Genomic DNA, 22,725 nt, shown 5'->3' with positions numbered 1-22,725 from the left:
GTTTACCTTTCGTATTCAGGCTGGAGTTCGCGATCCGGCTCGATGCCGAACGTGTTGAATGCCATGGACAAGGTGGCGTAGGCGCCGACGGTGAAGACCAGGTCCATCATCTGCCGGTCGGTCAGATGCTCGGTTAGGGAAGCCCAGGTCCCGTCGAGGATCGCGTGGTGACGATCGAGCTCACCGACTGCATCGAGGACGAGTTGTTCGACGGGTTCGAGCGCGACGCCCATGCGGGCGTCCTCGATCTCCTCGAGTGTCATTCCGGCGGCCTGGCCCATCCCCCTGTGGTGCTCGAGCTCATAGGGCGATTCGCTCAGTTCCGCCACCCGGAGGATCGCGGCCTCTCGCATCCGGTCTGACAGCGTGGACCGGAACAACAAGTGCACGTTGAACGGCATGAAGGCCTTGGTCAGATCTGGATGACGTACGAGGGTTGCCAGCGCGTTTCCCGCGCCCTGGGGGTTTCGGCGTCGCTTCGGCAGCATTCCGGCCAGTGCAGCATCGACGTCGTCGTCCCACTGTTCGCCAGGCAAGGGTGTCAGCCGCATCCGGCCCTCCTTTGGAGAATCATATTCTCATTGACGAGTACTACGTTTTCACGAGTTGCCGCTCGAGTCAATCCATCGGCGCATACTTCGTGGCGGGGACGGCGGACGGGGTGGGCCCGGTCTCAGGGGGTCGGGTGCGTTCGGCGACGTCGCGAGGTCGGGGTTGGGATCGTTTGTGATCTGGGTCTCCAAATCTGTTGATTCTTCGTTTACGAGAAGCTAGTTTCTCATTAGCGAGAGCATCGATGTCATGGCTGTGCTGCGGTGCTTGTTCGGCAGCCTTCGCCAGACGCTCTCGATCCCGGTGGGATTTGCGGGCCCGGAGACGTCATTGAGGAGAATCAGGTGAAAGCACAGCGAATATTCGCGACCGCCATGGTGGTGGTGGCGTTTGCGGCCGCAGGATGTGGTGGCCGAGATGGCAGCGGGTCCGAGGAAACCGGGACAGAGGGTACAGCGTCCTCGTCGAGCGTCTCGAGTTCGTTCGGTGATCTGACGGATGTGTGCAAGAAGGGGGCCGCAAAAGGTGCCACCGCCCAGGGCGTCAGCGATTCGGAGATACAGGTCGGCGTGCTCTCCGACGTCGGTTTCACCAAGAATGCGGAATTCGTGGACGCTGCAAAGGTTTTCACCTCGTGGTGTAACGACAATGGCGGGATCAACGGCCGCAAGATCGTGGCCAACACTCATGACACCAAGCTCATGGCGGTGCGACAGCAGATGTCTGAGGCCTGCAAGCAGGATTTCGCACTTGTCGGCGGCGGCGCCGCTCTGGATGGCCTGGGCACCAAAGAACGACTGTCCTGTCTGCTTCCGAACTTTCCCGCGCAGGTCGCTCAAATGTCCGAGCTAGGTGCGGACCTCAGCGTGCAGGCCTCGCCGTCGCAAGTCTTCGGGTATCTGCCCTACTATCAGTTCCGCGAGTGGCTGCTGAAGGATGCCTATCCGCAGTCCGCGAACGCGATCGGCATCATCAACGGGGACTCGCCGGTCACCAAGGTCCTCGGCGACATCCAGACCGAGACCGTCAAGGCCGCCGGCGGCACCTTCGTATACAACGACCTGTACCCGGCCGCAGGAGTCTCCGACTGGACCCCCTATGCCCAGGCAATCAAGAACAAGGGGGTCAAGGGGCTGATCTTCTTCGGGCAGTACAACCAACTCGCCAAGCTCGAAAGCGTGTTGACCAGTATGAATTACAAGCCGGATTGGATCGACGCGAACAACAACGCCTACAGTCAGGCGTTCCTCGATCTGATCGGTTCATCCGCGGCGAAGCAGAACAACCTCGTCGACCTCGGTGGTGTCCTGCCGATAGAGAGCACCGAACCGGTGATGAACCAGCTCAAGGAGCTATACAAGAAATATGCTCCAGGCGCGACCATCACCCTTCCTTCACTTCGCGCCTTCTCGTCGTGGCTGGTGTTCGCGAAGTCCGCCGCGAGCTGCGGTGACAATCTGACGCGATCGTGCTTGATGAGCGCCGCGACGAAGGAAACGCAATGGACCGCGGGTGGCCTGCAGGCACCGCAGAATCTCACGCCGGGTGCGGCGCCGTCGCCGTGCTTCAACGTCGAGAAGACGACCGCGAACGGTTGGGAGCCTGCCGACTTCGGTGCGGACCAGGGAGCGTACCGCTGCAACATCCCAGTGAAGAAGTGGACAGGTCAATACGGCAACGGAATGAAGTTGACCGATGTCGGCAAGAGCATGAGTGACGTGCAGTAATGGATCAATTCCTCGCCTTTGGCGTGGTCGGACTCAGCACCGCCGCGATCTACGCAGTGATCAGCGGCGGGCTGGTCGTCACCTACACCACCACAGGTGTCTTCAACTTCGCTCATGGTGCCGCCGGCATGATGGCGGCATTCATATACTGGCAGTTCAGCATTGGCTGGGGCTGGCCTGTCTGGTTGTCGCTGGTGGTGGTACTCGGCGTGCTGACGCCGCTGTTCGGACTGCTCGTCGAGGTCGCGATGCGTCCGGTGCAGCCTCTCGGTGAGGCCGAGAAGCTGGTGATGACGGTTGCGTTGTTGAGCGGCCTCATTGCGCTCGCGCGGTGGATCTGGGATCCGAACGAACCGCGCAACCTGCCGCAGTTCTTCGCCGACCAGCAGCCGTTCCATGTCTTCGGCGCCACGGTGACATGGCATCAAGCACTCACCATGATCGTTGCCATCCTGGTTGCCGTGGGACTTCGAGTGCTGCTGTTCCGTACACGGGCCGGTACCGAGATGCGTGCAACCGTTGACGACCGATCGCTCGTCGGGCTCACCGGAGCAGACCCGGTGCGGGCAAATCGGATCGCGTGGATACTGGGGATCGAACTGGCCGCCATCGGCGGTGTTCTGATCGCCCCGGTTGTCGCGCTGGATGCGATGTCACTCTCCTTGGTGATCGTCAGCGCGTATGCCGCGGCGATCTTCGGTCGCCTCAAGAGCCTTCCGCTCACCTTCCTCGGCGCGGTAGTGGTCGGGTGCATGGAGAGTTACCTGACGGGCTACCTCCCCCAGAACGCGTACCTGCCCGGAATCCGCTTGGCGGCTCCCGCGATCTTGCTCCTGCTTGCCCTACTTGCGTTCCCGCACGGACGGTTGCGGGGTAGGGATCGGCAACTGAGCCCGGTGCCATTGCCGTCCCTTCGAGGAGCGGTTTTCCTCGCGCTCGTGACCGTGTGGTCCGGTCTGATTCTCGCGACGGTGCTCAGCGATAGTGACCTCATCACCTATGGGCAGATCTTCGCGTTCGGTGTGCTGGCCCTGTCGTATGTACCACTCGCGGGGTATGCGGGCCAGATCTCGTTGTGTCAGATCACTCTCGCCGGTATCGGTGCGATCGTCTGCGGTCATCTCGGCGCGAACGGTCAGTGGTGGGCAATCATCGCAGCCATGGTGATCGCCGGGATCGTGGGAGCAGCGATCGCGCTGCCGGCATTGCGGTTGTCTGGGGTCTATCTCGCACTGGGCACGGCCGCAATCGCGGTCATCTTCGACCGGTGGATTTTCACCCTCCCATCATTTGATTTGTTCGGGTTGCGGGTTTCGTTCTTCGATCAGGGTTCGGTGGAGGTGCCGGGGCCGACTCTGCTCGGGTACGCGATCGATACTCCGCAGCGCATCACCGTTTTCACCGCGGCTGTCCTCGCGGTGGCCACGTTCGGTGTGGCGCTCTTGCGGCGAGGACGCCTCGGGCGGAGGCTGATCGCGCTGCGAGACAGTGAGGCGGCTTACGCGACTCTTGGCGGCAATCTGCTGCTATCCAAGATGCTTGTCTTCGGTTTGAGTTCCGCGCTCGCGGGACTCGGAGGCGCTTTGTACGGCATGCAACTCGGTTCGGTCACTGGAGACCAGTTCAGCTTCATCTCTGGACTTCCGATCTTCCTGGTCGTGGTGTTGGCCGGATTGGGAACAGTGGGGAGCGGCCTGTTCACGGGTGCGGCGCTCGCTGGGCCACTCAACGCAATCGGAGTGTTGTGGCCGATGCTGCGGGAGGTGTCGCAGGCGATTCCGGCACTCCTCGGCATCGCATTCGGAGCCAAGGCGGTGAAGGAGGGGGGCATCGCTGCAATGCGAAAGCAATGGAACGCCGCCTTCGCGGATCCCCTCGTCATGGCGGCGCTGGTGGTGTGGACCTTGGTGTTCTGGTTGCTGCGACTCGCCGATGCCATCAACGGCTACCTCTTTTTCGTCGCGATGCTTGCCGCTGCCTTGCTGACCCCGGCGATCGCCGGATGGCGAGACCGGCGTGCCCATTCCAACGGTGAGGGACCTGAATATCCCGATGCCGAGATCCCCGTCGAATGGTGGGGGATCAGCCGTCCGTGGGTGAACGACGATGAGGAGGTGTTGGATCGTGCCATCGCTACTGAGAGTTGACGATGTATCCGTGTCGTTCGGCGCGCACCGCGCGCTTTCCGACGTCGAGCTGTCCGCCGAGCGTGGACACGTCACTGGGTTGATCGGCCCGAACGGCGCAGGAAAGAGCACGTTGTTCGACGTCATCGGGGGGTTGCGGCGGCCGAGCTCGGGCTCTGTTTTCCTTGACGGCGAAGACATCACTCGCCTCGGACCGGCGCAACGCGCGAAGCGTGGAATGGCACGGACGTTCCAGGGCTTGGAGCTCTTCGGTCGGCTGAGCGTCCGCGACAATCTGCTCGTCGCAGCCGAACTCCGACACAGCGGCCGCGACGCGGCCAACATGGTCGACGGAGTGATCGAACGGGTGCAGCTCGGAGCGTATGTGGACCGGCTGGCTGATTCCCTGCCGACTGGTGTCGGCCGTCAGGTTGAGGTGGCCAGGGCTCTCACCACGAAACCGGATCTGATTCTGTTGGACGAGCCGGCGGCCGGACAGGACGCCGACGAGACCGAACGATTCGCACAGATCTTACGTTCGGTCGCGCAGGACGGCGTAGCGGTATTGCTGGTCGAGCACGACATGGAACTCGTCATGGGTGTCTGTGACGAGGTCCACGTCCTCGATCTGGGGACGATCATCATGTCAGGTCCACCGGAGACGGTGCGGCAGAACACTGCAGTACTCGACGCGTATCTGGGGACAGCATGATTCCACCGCTACTCGAACTCCGCGACGTCCGTGCCGGCTACGGAGGCATCACGGCCCTGCACGGTGTCGACATCAGTGTCGGTGCCGGTCAGGTGGTGGCGTTGCTGGGACCCAACGGCGCCGGCAAGACCACGACCCAGAAAGTGGCAGCGGGAGTGCATCCGGCCGATGCGGGACGGTTACTGTACGGCGGTCGTGACGTGACCGGTATCGCTTCCAGGGATGCCGCGTCGGCCGGTATCTGTCTGATCCCCGAGGGCCGCGGGGTATTCCCGAATCTGACCGTCCGCGAGAACCTCTGGATGATGACGTTCACCGGCAAGTCGCGAGAGGAGGTCGAAGAACTCGCATTCTCCAGGTTTCAGATCCTGAAGGAACGAGCCTCCCAGACCGCCGGCACCCTGTCGGGCGGTGAACAACAGATGCTCGCCCTGACGCGTGGGTTGGTGACGGACCCAGCTGTGCTGCTTCTCGACGAATTGTCCATGGGCCTGGCTCCTCTGGTGGTCGAGAAGCTCTACGAGCAGGTCGCGCAGATCGCGCGCGACGGTGTCGCGGTCCTCGTCGTCGAGCAATTCGCGTCGGCTGTCCTGGACATGGCCGATCATGCCGCCGTCCTCGTCCGCGGACGGGTCGAATACGACGGGCCACCCGGCCGATCACTCAGGAACGAACTCGCCAACCTCTACTTAGGGAGCGCCACATGACCGCTGCATCCGATGACCGGGCAGAACGATTCACGCGAGAACTCGACAAGCTGAAGATCCCGGATCCGGCCGCCGCCAGATCCCAGCTCTGGGTCAGGCTCGGGGTCGTGGGAATGGTGCTGGGGATCGCCCTCGGGGTGATCGCCTATCTGATGTCGCACAACACGTCCGACCCACTGGTGCAGCGGGATGCGCTGACGATCGCACTCACCGGTATCGCGGTGGCGGTGGTGGGCTCGGCAGTGTTCCTGAGGTACTCCCTGACGAACTTCCTGCGGTTCTGGCTGGCGCGGCAGGCATTCGATCTCGACAGTTTCGGTGACCGGCTCGTCACGGGCAGTGCCCCGGCGGTCGGTGCACATTCGACACAGGTGAAGGAGGGCATTCACGATGACCACGGAAGTGCTGCCATTGCGCGCGGGTGAACAACTGGCCTGCTCGACGTGTTCCACCAAGGTGGTCGTGGTCGCCGCGACATCCGAGGTGAATCCGGAGATCACCTGCGGTGGAACTGTTCTGCAGGCTGCGAAGACCGTGACATCGCCGGCACCCGACGGATCGCAGCCCGCGACGCTGATCGGCAAGCGGTACGTCACCGGCGACGAGACGGTCGAGCTCCTGTGTACGTCTTCCGGATCGGGATCGTTGGAGTGCAACGGCGAGGCGATGAGCCTCAAAGCGGCGAAATCGCTGCCCGCATCAGACTGACGGACCGATGTCGCACCGGCTCGCGCCACTGGGCATGAGCCGGTGCGGACATGTGTCCGCCACTTCGTGAGAGGAGGTTCCTGCATGTCGGCAGGGATGAGTTTCGATCTGACCGAGGATCAAGAGCTGATCCGGAAGTCGGTTGCCGAGTTGGCAGGTCGCTTCGACGACCAGTACTGGATGGAGAAGGATCTCGCACACGAGTTCCCGACCGAGTTCTATCAGGCCATCGCCGACGGCGGCTGGCTCGGCATGACCATCCCGGAGGAGTACGGCGGGCACGGCCTGGGGATCACGGAGGCCTCCATCCTCCTCGAACAGGTCTCGCGGTCGGGCGGCGCGATGAACGCGGCGACTGCGATCCATCTCTCGATCTTCGGTATGCAACCGGTTGTCGTCCACGGATCCGAAGAACTCAAACAGCGGACGTTGCCGCGCGTGGTGAACGGCGACCTGCATGTGTGTTTCGGCGTGACCGAACCGGGTGCGGGCCTCGACACGTCGCGCATCACCACGGCAGCGCGGCGCACGGGTGACGGCTACGTGATCAACGGACGCAAGGTGTGGATCTCGAAGGCGATGGAGGCCGAGAAGATCCTCCTGCTCACCCGCACGACGCCGTATGACCAGGTCGAGAAGAAGACCGACGGGATGACGCTGTTCCTCACCGATCTGGATCGGGAACACGTCGACATCAGGCCCATCAAGAAGATGGGCCGCAATGCGGTCACCTCCAACGAGCTGTTCATCGACGACCTGTACGTGCCGGAGGAGGATCGCGTCGGAGAAGAGGGCAAGGGCTTCAAGTACCTCCTCGACGGACTCAACCCGGAACGCATGCTCATCGCAGCGGAGGCGCTCGGCATCGGCCGCGTCGCACTCGACCGGGCCGTGACCTACGCGAAGCAACGTGAGGTGTTCGACCGTCCGATCGGGATGAATCAGGGCATCCAGTTCCCGCTGGCCGACTCCCTCGCACACCTCGATGCGGCAGAACTGGTGTTACGCAAGGCCACCTGGCTCTACGACAACGGGAAACCCTGTGGCCGCGAAGCCAACACCGCCAAGTACCTCTGTGCGGAAGCAGGTTTCACCGCCGCCGACCGTGCTCTTCAGACCCACGGCGGCATGGGGTACTCGGAGGAGTACAACGTGGCACGCTACTTCCGCGAGGCGCGTGTCATGCGGATCGCTCCGATCAGTCAGGAAATGATCCTCAACTATCTGGGATCGCACACATTGGGCATGCCGAGGAGTTACTGATGGGCCACAACACGATGTTCGACCTGACGGGCCGCGCAGCCGTCGTCACCGGTGCCGCCGGTGGCATCGGTTCGGCGGTGGCCGCGGCACTGGCCACCGCGGGAGCGGCGGTCATGGTGACCGATGTGAACGAATCGGCCGCGGCCGAGGTCGCCGAGAAGATCTCGCTCTCGGGCGGCAAGGCCGACAGCATGGCACTCGACGTCAGCGACCGCGACGCCGCTGACGGCGTGATGAGTCGTGCGGCCGCACTGGGGGATGGGCACGTCCACATCGTGGTCAACAATGCCGGGGTGACGGCACCTGCCATGTTCGCCGACACCACCGGGGACAGCATCCGGCGGATGCTCGACATCCATCTGATGGGCGCGTTCAACTGTGCACAGGCGGCGTTGCCCCACCTGGCGACCGACGGCACCGGCCGCATCATCAACGTGACGTCGTCGGCGGGGATCACCGGAACACTCGGGCAGGTGAACTACTCTGCGGCCAAAGCCGGGATCATCGGACTCACCAAATCGCTCGCCCGCGAGCTGGCGCGCAAGCAGATCCTGGTCAACGCCCTGGCGCCGCTGGCTGCGACGCCGATGACCGAGACCATTCGCACCGACGAGCGTTTCGCGCCGACCATGCTCAACCGGATTCCGTTGCGGCGCTGGGCCGAACCGTCCGAGGTCGCAGGCGCATTCGTCTTCCTCGCGTCTGATGCGGCGTCGTTCATAACCGGACAGGTGCTGCCGGTCGACGGTGGCATGGTGATGTGATGTCGACGTCGGTCGAGGCATTCGACACCGCCGCAACGCCATCGGACGGGCCGCTCGCCGGTATCACCGTCGTCGCTCTCGAGCAGGCGGTGTCCGCGCCGATGTGTACGCGGACCCTCGCCGATCTGGGTGCCCGGGTGATCAAGGTCGAGAACCCCAACGGTGGGGATTTCGCACGCCATTACGACGACGTCGTGAACGGCATGGCCGCCCACTTCGTCTGGGTGAACCGCGGCAAGGAGTCCATCACCATCGATCTCAAGTCGGCCGGCGGGATGGCCGTGCTGCACCGGCTGCTCGGTGACGCCGACGTCCTGGTGTCCAATCTGGCACCCGGTTCCACGACGAAGATGGGCATCGGCCCAGATGATCTCGCGGACCGTCATCCCGAGCTGATCGTGGTGGAGATCGACGGGTACGGACCGGGCGGTCCGCTGTCGCACAAGCGTGCCTACGACCTTCTCGCCCAGGCAGAGTCGGGTGCGTGCGCGATCACCGGATACCCTGACGCGCCTGCCAAGCCGGGGCCGCCGATGGCCGACGTCTGTTCCGGGCTCTATTCGGCCATCTCCATCCTGTCGCTGATGGTGGGACAGGGACGCGACACGCAACGGCCCCGACGCGGGGGTGCCGTGGCGGTGAGCCTGTTCGACACGATGGCCGAGCTGATGGGCTACGCGCTCAACTACACCCGGCACACCGGGATCGACCAGCAGCCGCGCGGTATGGGTTCGCCTGCGGTCGCCCCGTATGGCGCTTACCCCACGGCCGATGCGCAGAAAGTCGTACTCGGAACCACGAATGATCGTGAATGGCAACGACTCGCGACAGAGATCCTGCAGCGCGGCGATCTTGCGGCCGACCCCCGATTCACCACGAATGCCGGACGGGTCGACCATCGCGACATCCTCGACGCGGCCATCGGCGACTGGTGCTCGAAGCACGATCTCCTCGACATCCAGAAGGCCGCTGACGCGGCGGGTATCGGCAATGCACGCTTCAACCTTCCGAGCGATGTCATCGCGCACCCGCATCTCGCCGAGCGTGACCGGTGGCGGGAGGTCGACACCCCGAACGGGCCGATACCGGCGATCCTGCCACCGCCGGTGATCGCCGGTTTCGACCCCGTCATGGGTCCGATCCCCGGACTGGGGGAGCACACCGACAGCGTGCTGGCCGGCCTCGGACTCGGCGCCGACGACATCGCCGAGTTGCGCACCCAGGGGGCAGTCGGTCCGGCGTTCGACCGATGAGCACCCACGACGCGGATACGGGGGTGGTGGTCACCGACGACGCGTCGGGCGTCCGCACCGTGACGCTGAACCGGCCCGGTCGCAAGAACGCCCTCGACTGGACCGCGTGGTGCGCACTCCGAGATGTGCTGGAGGACACCGCACGTGCGGAGGGTCCTCGGGCCCTGGTCCTGACCGGCGCCGGTGGCTCGTTCTGTTCGGGCGCCGACATCTCGAAACCCGATCCGCGCCATCCCGTGGACAAGATGCGCATCCTGGCCGATGTCGCGATGGCGGTGCATGACCTGCCGATCCCGACGATTGCCAAGGTGGACGGTGTCGCGGTCGGTGCCGGGTGGAATCTGGCCCTCGGCTGTGACCTGGTGGTCGCCAGCCCCGATGCCCGCTTCTCGCAGATCTTCGCTCGTCGGGGCCTGTCCATGGACCTCGGTGGATCGTGGCACCTCCCACGTCTCGTCGGGCTGCAGCAGGCGAAACGTCTTGCGCTGCTGGCGGAGATGATCGATGCGGTGCAGGCGCACGCGCTGGGGTTGGTGACCTGGGTGGTCGATGCCGACGAGATCGACGGTTTTGTCGAGACGATCGCGCAGCAACTGGCCGCAGGTCCGCCGGTGGCGCTTGCCCAGATCAAATCCCTGCTGAACGAAGGGGCCGACGGTTCGCTGCACGAAGCACTGGCCCGTGAGTCGCGCGCGCAGGTGATCAATTTCGGGACCTCGGACGCGGGCACGGCGTACGCCGCGTTCGCACAGAAGAAGCAGCCGGCGTTCACCGGGCGGTGGGCAGTACCTCCGCCGGGGAGCGTGCCGGGAAACGAGATCGGAGAGAGTGGACATGCGTGAAGTCGTCATCGTCGAAGCCGTGCGCAGCGCGGTCGGCAAACGCAACGGCGGATTGTCGGAGATGCACGCCGCTGATCTCTCCGCGGTGGTGCTGCAGGAGTTGGCCCGTCGTACGGGCATCGACCCGACGATCGTCGACGACGTCGTGTGGGGCTGTGTCTCGCAGGTGGGCGACCAGTCGAGCAACATCGGGCGGTACGTGGTGCTGGCGGCCGGATGGCCCGAGTCGATCCCGGGTACCACCATCAACCGCGCGTGCGGTTCCAGCCAGCAGGCGCTGGACTTCGCCGCCCAGGCCGTGATGTCGGGCCAGCAGGACGTCGTCGTCGCGGGCGGTGTGGAGGTGATGAGTCGGGTGCCGCTCGGTTCTGCGCGCTCCACCGGGATGCCGTATGGCCCCAGGGTCTTGACCCGTTATGACGATTTCACCTTCAACCAGGGGATCTCGGCCGAGCTGATCGCCGAGAAGTGGGGTCTGTCCCGTACAGTCCTCGACGAGTACGCGGTCCGGTCACATGAACTGGCGGCCGCGGCCATCGATCGAGGTGCGTTCGTCGAGCAGATCGTCCCGGTCGCGACGGGTGCCGGAACGGTGTCGGTCGACGAAGGGGTTCGGCGCGGTTCCACCGTCGAGAAGCTCGCCGGTCTCCGGCCGGCGTTTCGCGACGACGGGGTGATCCACGCGGGCAACTCGTCTCAGATCTCCGACGGCGCCGCGGCTCTGTTGATCACCACACCCGAACGTGCGCGCGATCTCGGCCTCACTCCGCTCGCGCACTACCGAGGTGGGGCGGTGGCCGGCTCGGACCCGGTGTTGATGCTGACCGGCCCCATCCCGGCCACCGAGAAGGTCCTCGCCAAAACCGGTGTGTCGCTCAGTGACGTCGGCACATTCGAGGTCAACGAGGCCTTCGCGCCCGTGCCGTTGGCGTGGCTCGCCGAGACCGGTGCTCCTGTCGAACGGCTGAACCCGCTCGGCGGGGCGATCGCTCTGGGACACCCACTCGGCGGCTCGGGCGCGATCCTGATGACCCGAATGCTGCACCACATGCGCGACAACGACATTCGATACGGACTCCAGACCATGTGCGAGGGCGGCGGCACCGCCAACGCCACCCTGGTCGAGCTGACGGCCTGAGAGGAATCCGACATGCGACGTGGGATCTACCACCAGGATCACGAGGCGTTCCGCGCGCTCGTCCGGGACTTCGTGACGAAAGAGGTCGTCGGCGAGTACCCGAAGTGGGAAAAGGCCGGTCAGATGCCCCGCGACGTCTTCGGCCGGCTCGGCGAACTCGGCGTGCTGGGCATGGCCATTCCGGAGGCGTACGGCGGGGCAGGACAGGAGGACTTCCGCTACAACGTGATCCTGCAGGAAGAGGCCTCCCGGGCGCTGGTCACCCTCTCGACCGTGCGCACCCAACTCGACGTGATCCTGCCGTATTTCCTGCGCTATGCGAATGCCGAGCAGCGTGACCGGTGGTTCCCCGGCCTGGCGAGCGGCCAGTTGCTCACGGCCATCGCGATGACAGAGCCCGGGACCGGGTCGGATCTCGCGGGCGTGAGCACCAGTGCGGTACGCGATGGCGATCATTTCGTCCTCAACGGCGCCAAGACCTTCATCACCGGCGGCCTGCTGGCGGACCTGGTCATCGTGGTCGCACGGACGTCGACAGATCCGGAGAACCGCCGTGCCGGACTGAGTCTGCTCGTCGTCGAGGACGGGATGGAGGGTTTCGAGCGCGGCCGGGTGCTCGACAAGATGGGTTGCAAGGTCCAGGACACCGTGGAGTTGTCGTTCACCGACGTGCGGGTTCCGGTGTCCAACGTCCTGGGCGAGGAAGGCGCGGCCTTCGGATACCTGGGCCACAATCTGTCCCAGGAGCGGATGACCGTGGCGGCCGGGTCGGTCGCCCAAGCGCGGGCGGCCCTCGTGGCGACCATCGAATACGTCTCGGAGCGCAAGGCATTCGGCAAACCGGTCGCCGGCTTCCAGAACACCAAGTTCGAGTTGGCATCGGTCTCGACGGAGGTGGAGGCGGCGCAGGCGATGCTCGACCAGGCAGTGCTGGCCCTGGTGGACGGTGAACTGTCGGGGGCCGATGCCGCGCGGGTGAAGCTGTTCTGCACCGAGATGCAGGCTCGTGCGGTGGATCGATGCCTGCAGTTGTTCGGTGGCTACGGGTACATGATGGAGTACCCGATCGCCCGCCTCTACACGGATGCGCGCGTGGCGCGGATCTATGCGGGGACGAGCGAGGTCATGCGGACGATCGTCGCGAAATCGTTGGGATTGTGATCGGCCGGTGAGCATCACGGTCCCGATGCGATCGATTCCCGACGATCTGAGGAGCCACTACCTGGCGATGGGGTGGTGGAGCGATGAGTCGCTGGGGACGATACTCAGCCGCGGATTGCACGAGCACGCAGACCTCGGGTTTCACGTCCACTCCAAAGTGCGGCCATACGCAGGAACGCTCGCCGATGTGGAGATGGTGGCCCGTCGCTTGGCGGCGGGTCTCAGGGCGCGCGGTGTCGGGCCCGGAGACGTGATCGCCTGTCAGTTGCCGAACTGGATGGAAGCGGCCGCAACCTTCTGGGCCTCATCGATTCTCGGTGCCGTCGTGGTCCCCATCGTGCATTTCTACGGACCGAAGGAGGTGGCATTCATCCTCGCAGATGCGCGGCCGAGGGTCTTTGTCACCGCGGAGCGGCACGGACGTATGACCTACGATCCGGCAGTGAGTGCCGACGTACCCATCGTCGGTGTCGTCGGCAGCAGTTTCGATGGGCTGCTCTCCGACGAACCGTTGGAGGGCGTCCTCGACGTGGACCCCGGCCATGCGGCACTGATCGCCTACACCTCAGGGACGACCAGCGACCCGAAAGGTGTGGTCCACACACACCAGACCCTCGGATTCGAGACTCGTCAGCAGATCGCCAACTACCAGCGGGACCGCGGTCGCCAGCTCAATGCGCTTCCGGTTGGTCACTTCATGGGCATGCTGACAGCGTTCCTGGTGCCGATCCTCGAAGGCACCGCGGTCGACCTGTGCGACGAATGGGATCCGAAAGTGGTGATCGGCCTGATGGACTCCGACGGTGTCGGCTTCGGCGGCGGACCGACGTACTTCGTCACCAGTCTGCTCGATCACCCGGACTTCCGAAATGATCACCTGAGGTATGTCAGTCACATCGGACTCGGGGGTTCCACGATTCCCGCTGCGGTGACGCGGCGTCTGACCGGCCTGGGGATCACCGTGACGCGGGCGTACGGCAGCACCGAACATCCATCTGTGACCGGCACGAGCGGTTCCGCGCCGGAGGACAAGCGACTGTGTACGGACGGAACCCCTCGAACAGGGGTCGAGATCCGCTTGGGCGATGACGGCGAGGTGCTCAGTCGCGGTCCTGACCTGTGCCTGGGCTATACCGACGAAGCCCTGACCGCCGGTGCTTTCGACGACGAAGGTTGGTACCACACCGGAGATATCGGCGTGATCGACGCCGATGGCTACCTGTCCATCATCGATCGCAAGTCCGACATGATCATTCGCGGTGGAGAGAATGTGAGTGCCGCCGCGGTGGAAGAGGTTCTGCTGACCCTACCCGCGGTCGCGGACGCGGTGGTGGTGTCTGCCCCCGACCCGCGTCTCGGCGAGCGTGTTGCGGCGGTGGTGCGACTGCGCAGTGGTCATCCGATGCCCACCATGGAAGACCTACGAGGGCACTTCAGACAATCCGGCGTGGCACGCCAGAAGTGGCCGGAGGAGATTCACGAGGTCGAGGACTTTCCACGCACTGCGTCGGGCAAGGTGCAGAAGCATCGAGTTCGTGAACTGGTTGCCCGGGCAGATCAGGGGTGGCCGATCGGCTGATCGGACCGGCGCTCCTCAGACTGCGCTCATGCTTCGGAACCATCCATGACTTCGGTGTTCAGCTGGGCGAGAACGGATGTGGGCGCATAGTTGGCCCAGCCGCTCTCGGGCCAGTTGAGCCAGCCAGAAGAGGCGAGTGTCCCGCCGTCCGGGTGCAGAGTGGTGCCGGTGATATAGCTCGACAGACCCGAGGCGAGAAACACCACGGCGTTCGAGACGTCCGATACCTCGCCGACGCGCCCCATCGGGATCGCGATGCGAGCGCCTGCCGCGGTGGCCATCGGCGGGGTCTCTCCGTGGCCGAACCTCGCGAGATTGGGGGTCGGCACGAAGTCGGGTGCGACGTTGTTGACCCGGATCCGATCGGGCGCGACCTCGACCGCCAGCGTCCGGGAGAATTGCTCGACGGCAGCCTTCGCCGCCGCATAGACGGCGAACCCTGGTGCGGCACGATGTGCCTCGATGGTGGTGATGTTGATGATGCTGCCGCCTCGCCCCGCCGCCTGCATACGCGGCACCGCCAGTGCGCACGCATGCAGGACATGGTGGAAATTGGTGCGCAGGAGTGCATCCCACCCCTTGGGGGTGCTGTCGACGAAGTCGGCACGGAAGGTGCCACCCACGATGTTCACCAGGATGTCCACTCGTCCCCAACGTTCGGCCGCTGTACCGAACAGTTTCTCCAGTGCCTGCGGGTCCCGTGCGTCCCCGCAGTGCACGATCGCGTCGTGGCCCCGTTCGGTGAGAACTCGGCGCAACGCATCCACCGCTGTGGCATCGATGTCGATCACCGCCGGGCGAACGCCGTTGGCGGCGAGATCCAGTGCAATGCTCTCGCCGAGTCCGCCTGCGCCGCCGGTGATCACCGACACCGTGTCGTCGAGCCCGCTCCGATCGTCGAACCAGCTCACGAGATCAGCGCTGCCCGGGCGCCAGGTACGTGGCGCCGAAGGCATCCAGGAAGTCGGCGGTCGCGGAGATGTCGGTGGTCCGGCTCGATACCAGGATCCAGGTGACACCGACCTTCTCGAGTTGGGCGAATGCGTCCCGGTGTCGCTCGGCGTCGGCGGCGGGGTCGGAGATCCCCTCTGCCTGATAGGAGTACAGGACGTCGATCGGCTCCGTCCGGCCCGCCGAGTCGGCGGCACCACGCAGTTCGGCGATGATGTCGCCGAGTTGCGAACCCGGATCGAGCATCGGGGTTCGGGCAGTCGAACTCAACTGTGCGCCACCGGTCATCGGCATCCATCCCTGACCTGCCCGCGCGACCCGGCGACGACTGAGCCGCGAGTTCCCGCCGATCCAGATCGGGATAGGCGACTGCACGGGTCGGGGGCGGCACATCACGTCGCGTGCGCTGAAATGCCTGCCCTGGAACGTGAACGCCTCGCCACTCCAATGCAGTGGGAGGACGTCGAGGGCCTCGTCGAGCAATGCGTTGCGCTCCGCGATGTCGACGCCGAGAGCATGGAACTCGCTCTTCTGGTAACCGGCTCCGAGACCGAGGATCAGCCGGCCGGCGGAAAGCGTGTCGAGGGTGGCCGCCGATTTCGCGAGCAAGAGCGGGTTCCTATACGGCGCCACCGCCAGGTAGGTCAGCAGTCTCAGTCGTTCGGTTGCGGCGGCCACATATCCCAGCGTGACGAACGGATCGAGGGTCTGATGGCCACCGGTGGCCAACCACCGGGCGCCCGGAGCCGGATGTTCACTGAGTGAGAATGCTTCGAATCCCGCTCGTTCCGCGTGGACGGCCACTTCCTTGATCCCGCCGGCAGCGAAGAGATCGCCGTCGGGCCCGCTGGTCTCGGGGTAGTGATAGATGAAACGCATGATCTCCTCGTGATAGAGCTGTGACGTGCAGCGTTACCGGCCGCGGTCGCAGGATTTCGGCGATCCTCTCGCGCCGTCCTGTTGAGAACGATACTATCGTGACAAGAGAGGGTGATTCTCGTAATTGCGATCGGACGCCTCTTATCCCGCTCGGTCGCGCGGTGTGACCGTGACAGTGATCGATGTCAGATGAGACGCTTGTCACATGCCCGGAACCTACCTACTATGTGTTCACTAGGTTGGATTCGGGCAGCCCCCCGAACTTGTTCGCTGGTCAGTCAGGAACGAAAATTGTGAGTCAGGCGTCTGGTACACGTCCGTATGACGCACTCCTTGCCAAAGGTGAGGAGCGCAAGCGGCGCATCCTGGAAGTGGCACAGCAGTTGCTGGGCCGAAACGGATGGCGCAATACGACGCTGGCCCAGATCGCGGCGGAGGCGGGCGTCACGCCTGCAGGTCTCCTGCATCATTTCGAGTCGAAGGCGCAGCTGCTCCATGCGGTGTTGGAGCTTCGCGACGCCGATGACGACGAGCACGCGGATCGCACGGGCGACATTCTCGAGCAACTCGAGAACGTCGCACTCCGATTCGAACGGTCACCGGAGCAGGTTCGGATGTTCACCGTGTTACAGGCGGAGAACCTCGAACCGGACACACCGCTCCACGACCGGCTGTTGTTCCGCTATCACGCGGCGGTCGAGACCGTGGCCGAAGGAATTCGGCGCGGTCAGCGTGAGGGGCGCTTCCGTTCGGACCTGGATGTGGCCGCAAAGGCCGTGGAAGTCATCGCCTTTATCAATGGAATGGAAACATCATGGTTGCTCGATCCGTCAATTCCACTGGTGCCCGTATTCCGGGAGTACACGAGATCTCTCGAGCGCGAACTGTCGCGCGGCGTCGTCCCTTGCGCTACCGGCTCGCGGTGATCGCCACCGACCCGTTGGAGGCGATCGAACACGCGGGTGGCTGGCTCTTCGATCAGTCGATGGCAGGTTGGGATGTCTCTGTCCATGTGATCGAGGAAGGGGACACCCGACCGCTGGCGATCCTCGGCGCACCACTCTTCGATCTCCACGACTCCTTGGTGAACCGAAAGGCTTTCGATCAGCCCGGCGCGGGCCCGTGGCCACAGGCCCTGGCGATATCGGCAAAGGTCTTCGCGGCGGACGAGCGGATTCGGGCAGGGGCCACATCGGTGATCGATCGGGGACTCGCCGACATCCGGCTGTGGGGTGAGGGGTTGCCGCTGGAACTGGACGAGCGTTGTCTGACGACGTCACACCGGCTCAGTTGTGCGGCGCAGGCATTCAAACGACAGGCGTTCGCGGCGGCTCACGTCGATCCGGACTCGCTCACCGCGATCGAGTCGTTCAGGACCGCGGCAGACCATGCCATGACGCCGCCGCACCTGGTGCCGGCGAGCTGACACCCTGACGTCGGTCACACGGTCGGGGGACGTCGCCGCACCGCTCCGAGAATCGGTGCGGCGACGTACGGTGTCGGCGATCTCCCCGGCACCACGACGAGTTCGGGCCGTCGTCAACTGTGGACCGGTGATCGCGGTCAGTCTCCGCGGACGCGGATGAGGACCTTCCCGACCGCACGGCCGTCCGCGACGGTGCGCAGGGCTTGCGCGGCCTCGGCGAGGGGGAACTCCGCCCCCACGTGGGGCACGACCTGACCCGAGGAGAGGAGCGTTCGGAGTTCCTCCTCGTTGCGGGTGAACTCGTCGGGAGCGACATCGCCGAACTGGAACCCGAGGATGTGAATTCCCTTGACCAGGACCAGATTGAGCGGGATTCGCGGTATCTCCCCCGAAGCGAAGCCGATCGTCACGAATCGGCCTCCTCGGCGCAGGGAACGCAGCGCGGGCTCCGACAGCGACCCGCCGACCGGATCGATCACCGCTGCCGCGCCCTGGGGGAGTAGCTCCTTCAGGGATGCGCGCAGGTCGGCGTCTCGGTGATTGATCAGCCCTGTTGCTCCGTATCGCTTTGCCACGTCGAGCTTTTCCTGCGATGACGCGACTGCGATCACGTCGGCTCCAAGAGCTGTTCCCAGGCCGACGGCCGCGAGGCCGACACCGCCACCGGCGCCGAGCACGACGATCGAATCGCCCGCCTCGACCCGGGCGACCGAGCGTAGCGAGTGGTATGCGGTGCGGTATGCGACGCCGGACGCGGCCGCCAGACGCGTGTCGATGCCATCCGGGACATGGCTGAGCGAACGGGTCTCGGTCACCACCTCAGCAGCGAACGCACCGAACAGACCTGTCCCCATCACCCGGTCACCGATCGCGAATCCGACATCGTGGCCGCCGACTTCGGAGACGATTCCGGCGAACTCACTGCCCGGTACGAACGGGGTCGGGACCTTCACCTGATAGTCGTTGGCGACGACGAGCACGTCGGGAAAGTTCACGGCGGCGAACTCGACCTGGATCCGTACTCGACCGTCACCCAGTGTGGGAGATGGAATCTCTTGGACCGTAATGTTTTCCGGCGGTCCGTGGCTCGTGCAGAGTGCCGCACGAATCGTCACCTCAACGGCCTTTCCACAGTGGGTCCCGCTTCTGCATGAATGCGGTCGCCCCTTCGATGGCGTCCTGGCTGGTGAAGACCACGGACTGCCAATGCGGCAGTCTTTCGGCGACCTTCGTCGGGTCGGTCACCGCCAGCCGGACCAACTCTTTACACGCGGCCAGACTCAACGGCGCACACGCACCCACGCGCCGCGCGTAGTCGAGGGCGGTGGCGACGAGTTCGGTGGCATCGACCACCGCGTTCACCAGCCCGAGGTCGTAACCTCGCTGTGCACTGACGAACTCCCCGGTCATGGTCATCTCCAGCGCGGCGCCGAGCGGGATTCGGGTGCCGATATTCGTGCCGCCCCCACCAGGAAACAGGCCGCGTTTGGCCTCAGGCAGTCCGAATCGTGCCTCACGGCAGGCGATGATGAGGTCGCAGCCGAGAAGTAGTTCGAGACCGCCGCCGGTGGCGGCACCGTTCACCGCAGCGATGACCGGGATCGGTGTCTCTCCCCGGGTGAGTCGGTAGTAGGCCTCGGTGGCCGGATCCGACCCGCTGCCGACGTCACCGCCCTCGGCAAAAGCGCGCAGGTCCATGCCGGCGCAGAACGCGCGGTCGCCACTCGCGGTCAGCACGATCGCCCGGGTGTCGGTATCGCTCTCGGCCGCGAGCAGGGCTTCTCCGATGGAGCGGATCAGGCTGCCGGTGAGGGCGTTCCGTGCGTCGGGGCGGTTGAGAGTCAACACGATGACCTCGCCGTGTCGCTCCTGCAGGAGTTCCTCGGTCGCCGTCGTCATGACCGGTAGTCCGTGGATTCCGCGAGGTCGGCTGCCGACCGCATCAGCTCGGGCACGATCGCGCCGAAGGCCTGGAGCTTGTGATCGTCGCCGGCACGTTGGAAACCTTGTTCGAGAACGATCGCCAGCTTCCACTTGGCGAGCACGAGGTAATAGTCGAGATCGTCGACCTGGCGACCGGAGACCTCGGCATAGTGCTGGACCATCTGATCTCGGGAGGGCATCCCGCGGAGGTCGACATAGCTGGATTCGGAAGCCTTCTCGGAGGAGGTGTCCTCCGGCCAGCCCTGCACCATCCATGCGAGGTCGAGCTTGGGATCGCCGACGGTCCCCATCTCCCAGTCGACGATGGCGGCGAGGCGTGCGGGCGTGCCGTCGCGGAACATGACGTTTGCGAACTGGTAGTCGCCGTGCATCAGACCGGGAATGAAGTCGATCGGGCGGTTGTCCTCCAGCCACCGGGTGGCGACATCCATACCGTCGAGATCGCGGCCCTTGATGCGCTCGAAAAAGCCCGTCCAGCGGCTGACCTGGCGCTCATGGAATCCCTCTGGCCTGCCCAGTCCGTCGAGACCGCGGGCGCGCCAATCCACCTTGGACAGAAGTGCGATGCCCTCGGCGAGCTGATACCCGAGTTGCGGTCGCAGCGCGAGATCTGACGTGAAGGGCTCGGTCCAGCGTTTGTGCTCCATGGGTGACCAACCGTCCACGAATCCCATGAGATAGAACGCTCTGCCGAGGACGGTGGTGTCCTCACACGCCGCGATCGCGGTGGTGTGCGGGACGTCGGTGCCGTCGAGTGCCTCGATGATGCGCCATTCGCGCAGGATGCCCTTGTCCCGATCCCGGGGCGCTGCCGCGGGTGGTATGCGGATCACGCAACGCTCTGCGCCGCGGGTGATCTCGTAGATCTCGTTCTGCGTTCCACCGGAAAGGAATCGGGCCTCGATCGGTTCACCCTTGCCAGGGAGGCCGGTACCGTCCATCCAGTCTGCGAGTCGTTCGGTGTCGATCATCGGTTACCCACTTCGTGTTCGAGGAACTCCGCATACTTCTCGCGTGCGGCCCCTTGCTTCTTGGGGATCCACTCGCTCGGCCAGATGTCGTCGGTCGGTGAGTGATCCCGGAGCACCTGCCGGGCGACCGTGGTCTTGTGCACCTCGGTGGGGCCGTCGGCGAGGCCCATCACTCCGGCACCGTGGATCATCGTGAAGAACGGCATCTCATTGGTGACCCCGAGTGCGCCGTGAACCTGCATGGCACGCCAGGCGATGTCGTGGAGCACGGTGGGCATCACGACCTTCACCGCGGCGATGTCCTTGCGCACGCGCTTGTAGTCCTGGTACTTGTCGATCTCCCACGCCGTGTACAGCACGAACAACCGGAACTGCTTGAGCTGCGCGTACGAATCGGCGATGTACCCCTGGACGAATTGCTTGTCCGACAGCGCGCTGCCGGCGGTGACGCGGCTCAGCGCTCGCTCGCACATCATGTCCAGTGCCTTCTGCGCGAGCCCGATGGTGCGCATCGCGTGGTGGATTCGGCCACCGCCGAGGCGGGTCTGGGCGATCGCGAACGCCTGCCCGGCTCCGCCCAGCAGGTCGTCGTCGGGAACCCGGACGTTGTCGTAGTGGATCAGCGCGTGCGATCCGCCGTTCATCGGTTCGCCGTACAACCCGACGTTCCGGACGATCTCGATGCCGGGCGTGTCCGACGGGACCAGGAACATCGACATGCCCTTGTACACACTCACGTCGGGATCGGTCACGGCCATCACGATCAGGAACGACGATGTGGCCGCGTTGGACGAGAAGTACTTCCAGCCGTTGATGACCCACCCGTCGCCGTCGCGTGTCGCACGCGTCTCGAACCTGGCCGGGTCTGCTCCTGCCTGGGGTTCGGTCATCGAGTAGGACGAGAAGATCTCGCCTTCGAGCAGGGGCCTGAGGTAACGCTCCTTCTGTGTGGCGGTGCCGAAGTGCGCGATGATCTCGGCGTTACCGGTGTCGGGAGCCTGGCAGCCGAACACCACCGGCGCCCACGACGACCGTCCGAGGATCTCGTTGAGCAGCGCCAGTTTGAGCTGCCCGTGTCCCTGACCGCCGAGTTCTGGGCCGAGGTGCGTGGCCCACAGGCCCTTCTGCCGCACGCGTTCTTTCAGTGGGTCGATCGCTTTTCGGCGAGCGCCGTCCAACGGGACGAACTGCTCGTGCGGCCAGATGAGGTCGAGCGGCTCCACCTCATTCCGGACGAACTCGTCGGCCCAGTCCAGTTGCGCCTGATACTCCGGATCGGTCTCGAAATCCCATGCCATGTTGTCCCCTCTCCACAATGAGAATATAATTCTCGAACCACAGAATGCAATTCTGAATTGTCAGAACAGTCGACGGATCGGGGAACGCGCATGTCGGACGGATCGGGAGTGGCTCGGCGGATCGCCGCACGGTCCGTCGCCAAGCGCGAGTCGGGCTATGCCGACGAGATCCGTCGGCTCATCGATGCCGGCCGCACGGTGATGGCCGGGTCGGGTCACGCGTCGGTGCCTCGCGTTGCCGACATCGTGGCCGCGGCCGGACTGTCGAATGACGCCTTCTATCGTCACTTCCGCTCGAAGGACGACCTGATCGCCGCGATCCTCGAGGACGGCACCGATCGTCTCTGCAGCTATCTGGACCATCAGATGGGAAAAGAGGGGACTGCTCGCGGACGGGTCGTTCGGTGGGTGGAAGGTGTGCTGTCACAGGCGCAGGATGATTCGGCGCAGACGACTCGTGCGGTGCTGTGGAATGTCGGGAGCGTGAACCAGGAGGTCATGTCGTCACCTCCGTCTGTCAACGCGCGTCTTGCCGAACTGCTGCACGAGCCACTCGGCGAACTCGGCAGCGGGGACCCCGTTTTCGATGCGCGACTGATCTCCAACGCCACTGTCGGGGCGCTGTCGGACTACCTGTGGCGCAAGGTCTCGCCTACTGCCCACGACATCTCACGGATCGTCTCGGCCTGTTTTCGGCTTCTCGGGTGACGTCCTGAACGGGGGT

The 22,725-nt window shown here is 64.7% G+C and carries 23 protein-coding genes; 16 read left to right on the top strand and 7 right to left on the bottom strand.

From position 1 onward, the window contains the following. Positions 1-2: 2 nt before the first annotated feature. Positions 3-551 carry a carboxymuconolactone decarboxylase family protein gene (locus tag IDF66_RS07705; RefSeq protein WP_190266406.1) on the bottom strand — a complete coding sequence of 183 codons (549 nt, stop codon included), beginning with the start codon at positions 549-551 and terminating at the stop codon, positions 3-5. 375 nt (positions 552-926) lie between these two features. On the opposite strand from IDF66_RS07705, the gene IDF66_RS07700 reads away from it, so the two are divergent. The 13 genes from IDF66_RS07700 to IDF66_RS07640 all read left to right on the top strand — a co-directional run bounded on the left by IDF66_RS07700 (position 927) and on the right by IDF66_RS07640 (position 14,532). Next, the gene (locus tag IDF66_RS07700) at positions 927-2,279 is read left to right on the top strand and encodes an ABC transporter substrate-binding protein (protein ID WP_190267382.1); all 1,353 of its coding nucleotides are present in this window, start codon (positions 927-929) and stop codon (positions 2,277-2,279) included. Further along, positions 2,279-4,426, top strand: coding sequence for a branched-chain amino acid ABC transporter permease (locus IDF66_RS07695; RefSeq protein WP_190266405.1), 2,148 nt, complete (start codon positions 2,279-2,281; stop codon positions 4,424-4,426). The genes IDF66_RS07700 and IDF66_RS07695 overlap by 1 nt, the downstream gene beginning before the upstream one ends. Next, entirely contained in the window at positions 4,404-5,117 is a 714-nt protein-coding gene (locus tag IDF66_RS07690) for an ABC transporter ATP-binding protein (protein WP_317628624.1), read from the top strand. Before IDF66_RS07695 ends, IDF66_RS07690 begins: the two co-directional genes overlap by 23 nt. Further along, a complete protein-coding gene (locus IDF66_RS07685; RefSeq protein WP_223309388.1) occupies positions 5,114-5,824 on the top strand; it encodes an ABC transporter ATP-binding protein in 711 nt (236 codons plus the stop codon). Before IDF66_RS07690 ends, IDF66_RS07685 begins: the two co-directional genes overlap by 4 nt. After that, entirely contained in the window at positions 5,821-6,249 is a 429-nt protein-coding gene (locus tag IDF66_RS07680) for a hypothetical protein (RefSeq protein WP_164307305.1), read from the top strand. Before IDF66_RS07685 ends, IDF66_RS07680 begins: the two co-directional genes overlap by 4 nt. Next, positions 6,215-6,532 carry a hypothetical protein gene (locus IDF66_RS07675; protein ID WP_190266403.1) on the top strand — a complete coding sequence of 106 codons (318 nt, stop codon included), beginning with the start codon at positions 6,215-6,217 and terminating at the stop codon, positions 6,530-6,532. The genes IDF66_RS07680 and IDF66_RS07675 overlap by 35 nt, the downstream gene beginning before the upstream one ends. An 84-nt stretch (positions 6,533-6,616) precedes the next feature. Continuing rightward, positions 6,617-7,795: an acyl-CoA dehydrogenase family protein gene (locus IDF66_RS07670; RefSeq protein WP_190266402.1), complete on the top strand. Its 1,179-nt coding sequence runs from the start codon at positions 6,617-6,619 to the stop codon at positions 7,793-7,795. Beyond that, positions 7,795-8,559, top strand: coding sequence for an SDR family NAD(P)-dependent oxidoreductase (locus IDF66_RS07665; protein WP_190266401.1), 765 nt, complete (start codon positions 7,795-7,797; stop codon positions 8,557-8,559). The genes IDF66_RS07670 and IDF66_RS07665 overlap by 1 nt, the downstream gene beginning before the upstream one ends. After that, positions 8,559-9,812: a CaiB/BaiF CoA transferase family protein gene (locus IDF66_RS07660; RefSeq protein WP_190266400.1), complete on the top strand. Its 1,254-nt coding sequence runs from the start codon at positions 8,559-8,561 to the stop codon at positions 9,810-9,812. The genes IDF66_RS07665 and IDF66_RS07660 overlap by 1 nt, the downstream gene beginning before the upstream one ends. Further along, a complete protein-coding gene (locus tag IDF66_RS07655; RefSeq protein ID WP_190266399.1) occupies positions 9,809-10,654 on the top strand; it encodes an enoyl-CoA hydratase/isomerase family protein in 846 nt (281 codons plus the stop codon). The genes IDF66_RS07660 and IDF66_RS07655 overlap by 4 nt, the downstream gene beginning before the upstream one ends. After that, positions 10,647-11,792, top strand: coding sequence for a thiolase family protein (locus IDF66_RS07650; protein ID WP_190266398.1), 1,146 nt, complete (start codon positions 10,647-10,649; stop codon positions 11,790-11,792). The genes IDF66_RS07655 and IDF66_RS07650 overlap by 8 nt, the downstream gene beginning before the upstream one ends. 12 nt (positions 11,793-11,804) lie before the next feature. Beyond that, entirely contained in the window at positions 11,805-12,953 is a 1,149-nt protein-coding gene (locus tag IDF66_RS07645; protein WP_190266397.1) for an acyl-CoA dehydrogenase family protein, read from the top strand. 25 nt (positions 12,954-12,978) lie between these two features. Further along, the gene (locus tag IDF66_RS07640) at positions 12,979-14,532 is read left to right on the top strand and encodes an AMP-binding protein (RefSeq protein WP_190267380.1); all 1,554 of its coding nucleotides are present in this window, start codon (positions 12,979-12,981) and stop codon (positions 14,530-14,532) included. Between the two features lie 26 nt (positions 14,533-14,558). Here the strand turns inward: IDF66_RS07640 and IDF66_RS07635 are convergent, their stop codons facing one another. Next, positions 14,559-15,488 (bottom strand): SDR family NAD(P)-dependent oxidoreductase, encoded by a 930-nt coding sequence (locus IDF66_RS07635; protein WP_223309387.1) that lies wholly within the window; start codon positions 15,486-15,488, stop codon positions 14,559-14,561. After that, positions 15,448-16,362 carry an LLM class F420-dependent oxidoreductase gene (locus IDF66_RS07630; protein ID WP_190266396.1) on the bottom strand — a complete coding sequence of 305 codons (915 nt, stop codon included), beginning with the start codon at positions 16,360-16,362 and terminating at the stop codon, positions 15,448-15,450. The genes IDF66_RS07635 and IDF66_RS07630 overlap by 41 nt, the downstream gene beginning before the upstream one ends. 293 nt (positions 16,363-16,655) lie before the next feature. Here IDF66_RS07630 and IDF66_RS07625 point away from each other — a divergent pair, with 293 nt between their 5' ends. Continuing rightward, complete coding sequence (locus IDF66_RS07625) at positions 16,656-17,288, top strand: TetR/AcrR family transcriptional regulator (protein ID WP_317628702.1); 633 nt, start codon at positions 16,656-16,658, stop codon at positions 17,286-17,288. Next, positions 17,285-17,788, top strand: a complete 504-nt coding sequence (locus IDF66_RS07620) for a hypothetical protein (protein WP_190266395.1) — start codon at positions 17,285-17,287, stop codon at positions 17,786-17,788. The genes IDF66_RS07625 and IDF66_RS07620 overlap by 4 nt, the downstream gene beginning before the upstream one ends. 137 nt (positions 17,789-17,925) lie before the next feature. Here the strand turns inward: IDF66_RS07620 and IDF66_RS07615 are convergent, their stop codons facing one another. The 4 genes from IDF66_RS07615 to IDF66_RS07600 are packed head-to-tail and all read right to left on the bottom strand — an operon-like array spanning position 17,926 to position 22,001. Continuing rightward, positions 17,926-18,897 carry an NADPH:quinone oxidoreductase family protein gene (locus IDF66_RS07615; RefSeq protein WP_190267378.1) on the bottom strand — a complete coding sequence of 324 codons (972 nt, stop codon included), beginning with the start codon at positions 18,895-18,897 and terminating at the stop codon, positions 17,926-17,928. Positions 18,898-18,904: 7 nt separating this feature from the next. Then, positions 18,905-19,687 (bottom strand): enoyl-CoA hydratase/isomerase family protein, encoded by a 783-nt coding sequence (locus IDF66_RS07610; protein WP_190266394.1) that lies wholly within the window; start codon positions 19,685-19,687, stop codon positions 18,905-18,907. Continuing rightward, complete coding sequence (locus IDF66_RS07605) at positions 19,684-20,703, bottom strand: phosphotransferase family protein (RefSeq protein ID WP_190266393.1); 1,020 nt, start codon at positions 20,701-20,703, stop codon at positions 19,684-19,686. Before IDF66_RS07605 ends, IDF66_RS07610 begins: the two co-directional genes overlap by 4 nt. Next, positions 20,700-22,001 carry an acyl-CoA dehydrogenase family protein gene (locus IDF66_RS07600; RefSeq protein ID WP_190266392.1) on the bottom strand — a complete coding sequence of 434 codons (1,302 nt, stop codon included), beginning with the start codon at positions 21,999-22,001 and terminating at the stop codon, positions 20,700-20,702. Before IDF66_RS07600 ends, IDF66_RS07605 begins: the two co-directional genes overlap by 4 nt. Positions 22,002-22,091: 90 nt before the next feature. Here IDF66_RS07600 and IDF66_RS07595 point away from each other — a divergent pair, with 90 nt between their 5' ends. Continuing rightward, positions 22,092-22,709, top strand: a complete 618-nt coding sequence (locus tag IDF66_RS07595) for a TetR/AcrR family transcriptional regulator (protein ID WP_190266391.1) — start codon at positions 22,092-22,094, stop codon at positions 22,707-22,709. Positions 22,710-22,725 lie beyond the last annotated feature (16 nt).

Origin of the sequence: Gordonia hankookensis, from assembly GCF_014673215.1 — a bacterium.
Lineage (GTDB): Bacteria > Actinomycetota > Actinomycetes > Mycobacteriales > Mycobacteriaceae > Gordonia > Gordonia hankookensis.
The sequence above is the reverse complement of the archived record's forward strand: the minus strand, read 5'-3'. Positions and strand labels throughout refer to the sequence as shown.